Source organism: Microtetraspora sp. AC03309, from assembly GCF_020826795.1.
Lineage (GTDB): Bacteria > Actinomycetota > Actinomycetes > Streptosporangiales > Streptosporangiaceae > Microtetraspora > Microtetraspora glauca.
The window spans coordinates 1-4,255 of sequence record NZ_JADDIL010000166.1 but is presented as its reverse complement, the minus strand read 5'-3'; the positions used below and the strand labels follow the sequence as shown (position 1 = coordinate 4,255).

Genomic DNA, 4,255 nt, shown 5'->3' with positions numbered 1-4,255 from the left:
AGCACAGCCCAAGACCAACTTTGCCGCCAGCTCACCGATCAGAAGCTGGACGAGTTACCCGGCCAAGGTTGCGTGACGGGCCACTAGTCCACCGTCATCACGGGGCCCCAGGACCTCATGGGGCCCCGTACTCTTCTTTATGGAGTCCCATAGTCATCGCGGCAGGTCAGCGGCCATCTGGGGCAGGCCATGCTCCAGTAGTCATCGCCTGTTCATCTTCTGTACACCTGGATGGTACCGGCGCGGTCGTTTATATGGTGAAATCTGTCCTTAACTGCTGTTTCACCCCCGTGAGGTATCAAGTGTCCGAGTTCCTGGCTTCGATGCTGGCCAAGGCGGCCTTCATGGTCCTTGAGGCCCTTGTCATGCGCATCGTCCAGTCCCTTGTCCTGTCCACCATGCGTACGGGCGGCCCCAGCCCCGTGTACTTCCAGGCCGCATAGGCCGCCACGGGCCGCACAGGCTGCCGGGCGCCGATCAGGCGCCGAAGACATCCTGCTGGTAGCGGCCTTCCGCCTCCAGCCTTCGCACACCCTCATCGCCCCAGATCTCCGTGAACGCCCGCCGCACCGCCGGGGCCATCCGTACGCCGTCACCGCACACGTACACGTACGCCCCCCGCTCCAGCAGCTCACGAACGCCGGCGGCGTCCGCGAGCAACGCGTGCTGGACGTACCGGTGCGGGTGGCCGGGCAGCGCGGAGAAGGCGAGATGGACGTCCGCGTCCCACGTCTCGTGCCGGTACAGCCAGTCGTGCTCCGGATGCCGGCAACCGAAGAACACCTTCGCCGGTCCCGCGTCCGGCTGTAGCGAACGCTCCTCCAGGAAGCCGCGCAGCGGCGCGAAACCCGTGCCGGGACCGATCAGGATCACCGGAGTGGCCGGATCGGGCGGCAGGTGGAACGGGGGAGACGGCACCCGCACGTACCCGTAGAACGTGTCCCCCGGAGCCAGCGCGGCCAGGTAGGCCGAGCACATGCCCCGATACTGCCCGGTCCCCGACCAGGCCGGCCCCTCCACCAGCCCCACCGTGATCCGGACCCGGCCCGGCGTGGCCAGCGGCGAGGAGGAGATCGAGTAGAAGCGCGGCCGGATCGGGCCGCACATTTCCAGGAACGCGTCCAGCGGCAGCGCGATCGACGGGAACCGCTCCAGCAGCGCCAGCACGGACACCCGCTTGGCGAGGACGTCCTCGGCGTAGTCCAGCCGGGCGAGCTCGCCCGTGGTCCACGGGCACTCCGTGAACGAGGCCAGCGTCTCCGGATCCGACCGGCTCGCGACCTCCTGCAGCTCGACGAACTCGGCCAGCAGCAGCTCCGCCGGAACCGGGACGCCCAGCGGCAGGTGCGTCGAGCGCTCGCCGTCCTGGCTCAGCCGTACCACCTGGCCCGAGGGCAGCCGCAGGCAGCGCATCGCCCACGCGACCAGCTCGGGATCGTTCTTCGCGTACACCGCCAGGTGGTTGCCCGCCTCGTACGTCACGCCCTCGGGCAGCTCGGCGACGATCGATCGCACGCCGGGCCGGGGCCGCTCGTCCCCGAAGTCCCACACCCCCGACGCCACCAGCTCCTCGTTCGAGACCACCGTGAGCGGGAACGCCTGCCCGGACACGACCGCGGGCCGCACCTCCGCCTGGGTCAGCAGCTCGGCGTGGTAGCGGCGGCCTTCCGGCTCCGTCGCCGCGCCCGCGCCGTACTCGGCGGCCAGCGCGGACCACAGCCCCGCGGTCCAGGACCGGACGTCGCCGTCGAAGTCGCCGCTCGCGTCGGCCTCACCGCGCGGGACCAGGGGAGCGGCGCCCGCGGCCAGCAGCTTGGCCTCGACCCGCTTCGGGAACGCCTGGTACGTCGGCCACTGGGTGTTGCCGCAGCCCAGTACGGCGAAGCGCAGCCCGGACAGGTCGCCGAGGCTCTCGGTGGCGTCGAAGGCGGCGGCGTTGTCGGGCGCCCTGCCGTTGTAGCTGGCCGCCACCACGACGAGCAGCCCGCCGGCAGGCGGCTCCACCGTGTCCACCGTGTCCACCGTGTCCACCGTGTCCAGCGCGTCCAGTGTGGTCAGCGTGGTCGCGAATCCGGACCGGCGGGCCCGGTCGGCGATCTGTTCGGCGACGTCCTGCGACGTGCCGAGATTCGAGCCGTAGGCGACGGTCAGGCCCACGCCCCGGACCTGCACCTCCGCGCCCTCCTCGGCCCGCTCCGCGTCCTCCTCCATGCCCTGGAGGGCGGCCGGGGCGCTCATCCGCTCACTCGGTTTGCGGGGCCGTACCCGGATGGTGAAATTGTCGGGCTTGACGGTCAGCGTCTGCTTGATCTCCATCCGGTACGCCTCCGGATCGGAGACGGCGAACCGCTGGAGGACCAGCGCGAGCGCCAGCCGGGCCTCGGTGAGCGCGAACTGGCGGCCGATGCAGGCCCGCTCTCCGTTGCCGAACGGCTTGTACGCGTGCGGGTGGTGGGCCGCCTTGCTCTCGGGCAGCCAGCGGTCGATGTCGAACTCCTCGGGCCGGTCCCACGCCTTCGGACTGCGGTGCAGGGGCGGCAGCAGCACCACGCACTTGGTCCCCTTGGCCAGGGGATAGCGGCCTCCGATCACCGTGTCCTCCCGCGGCGCGCGCCCGATCGACGGGATGGGCGACCAGATCCGCAGCGTCTCCTCCAGGATCCGCGGGACGACGTCCAGCTTCATGATCGTCTCGTAGGTCGGGACGGTGTCGCCGGGAAGCAGCCGGTCGACCTCGGCGTACGCCTGGGCCAGCACGTGCGGGTTGCGCAGCAGGTTGTAGATCGCGAAAGACAGCAGGCCGCTGGTGGTCTCGTGCCCGGCGATGAGGAACGTCAGCACCTGGTCGCGGATGTTCTCGTCGGGCAGCCGCTCGCCGGTGCGCGGATCTGCCGCCTCCAGCATCAGCCCGAGCAGGTCGGTGACCCCTCCTGCGCCGCCCGTTCCACCGTCGCCGCCCGCGCGCCGCTCGCGGATGACCTCGTCGACGAGCTCGCGCATGCGCGCGATGTCGGCGCGGTACGCCTCGTCCGCCCGCCTCTTCATCCTGGTGACGAGCGGGATCTGCTGGTTGCGGACCATGGCCTCCGTCAGGGCGTTGCCCATGGAGCGCAGGAAGGGGTGCAGCTCGGGGCTCTCGAAGGAGTGGAACCGGTACCCGAACCCGGTGAGCGAGATCGTGTCCAGGGTGAGCCGCGTCATGTCCGCGGGCACGTCGACCTCGTCGGCGGTCGCCCACTTGGCGGCCAGCGCCTCGGCGACCTCCAGCATCTGCGGGAAGTACGCCTTCATCGAGCGCTGGCCGAACGCCGGGAGGAGGATCCGGTGCGCCTGCCCCCAGATCGGATCGTCGCCGCGCGCGGTGAACAGCCCGTCTCCGGCGAAGTCCCGGACGATGGACAGCGGCGCGTCGACCGGCTTGTAGAACCGGGTCTCGTCGCACAGCTCCGCGACGAGGTCGGGGTCGTAGACGAACACCACGCTCCGGTCGAGGATCTCCATCCGGTAGAGACCGCCGGGATGGCGCGCGGCGACCTCCTGGAAGAACTCGCTCGGACGGTCACGCGGGATGCGCAGCGCGTTCCCGACGACGGGCAAGCCCTGGAGGCTGGGAATGGGCGTGAGCTGGGCCATGTGAAGGAATCCCCCTGCCTTCTGTCAGCCATACACTGTATGGAAGGCTACCATACGGCGTATGGCCGTTAGTGCGCGGAGGGGTTCGCCCCTCTCACCCGAGGAGATCCACGCGGAGGCGCTGCGCCTCATCGACGAGCGGGGGGTCGAGGCGCTGAGCATGCGCAAGCTCGCCGCCGCGCTGGACGTCAACCCGATGTCGCTCTACCACCACGTGCCCAACAAGGAGGCGCTCCTGGATGGCGTGCGCGGCCTGGTGCTGTCCGAGATCGAGCTGCCCGCAGACGACGGGTCTCCGTGGCAGGAGCAGATCCGGGCGCTCGCGACCGGTATGCGGGCGCTGGCCCATCGGCATCCCTCGCTCTACCCCGACCTGTCGGCCCATCCGCAGCTGACGCGCCAGGACACCCTCTGGAAGGTGCTGAGCCGGGTGCTGACCGCCGCGGGCGTGCCCGAGGAGCGGCTCTCGCGGGTGCGGAACGCGCTCTTCGCGTTCACCGCGGGAATCCTGCTCGCCGAGATCAACGGGGCGTTCCCCGCGCCCGACGACGACGCCTTCGATGAGGCCGTCACCCTCATCGTCAACGGCCTGTCCGCGTACGCGGGAGGCGGGGCCTGACGG

3 protein-coding genes are annotated in these 4,255 nt (G+C 70.4%); 2 read left to right on the top strand and 1 reads right to left on the bottom strand.

Going from position 1 to position 4,255, the window contains the following annotated elements; genetic code table 11:
• Nucleotides 1–302: 302 nt before the first annotated feature.
• Nucleotides 303–443: a hypothetical protein gene (locus tag IMZ11_RS41885; RefSeq protein ID WP_228649047.1), complete on the top strand. Its 141-nt coding sequence runs from the start codon at nucleotides 303–305 to the stop codon at nucleotides 441–443.
• 34 nt (nucleotides 444–477) lie between these two features.
• On the opposite strand, the gene IMZ11_RS41880 is transcribed toward IMZ11_RS41885, so the two are convergent.
• Nucleotides 478–3,633 carry a bifunctional cytochrome P450/NADPH--P450 reductase gene (locus tag IMZ11_RS41880; protein WP_228649045.1) on the bottom strand — a complete coding sequence of 1,052 codons (3,156 nt, stop codon included), beginning with the start codon at nucleotides 3,631–3,633 and terminating at the stop codon, nucleotides 478–480.
• Between the two features lie 61 nt (nucleotides 3,634–3,694).
• Here IMZ11_RS41880 and IMZ11_RS41875 point away from each other — a divergent pair, with 61 nt between their 5' ends.
• The gene (locus IMZ11_RS41875; protein WP_228649043.1) at nucleotides 3,695–4,252 is read left to right on the top strand and encodes a TetR/AcrR family transcriptional regulator; all 558 of its coding nucleotides are present in this window, start codon (nucleotides 3,695–3,697) and stop codon (nucleotides 4,250–4,252) included.
• Nucleotides 4,253–4,255: the final 3 nt, after the last annotated feature.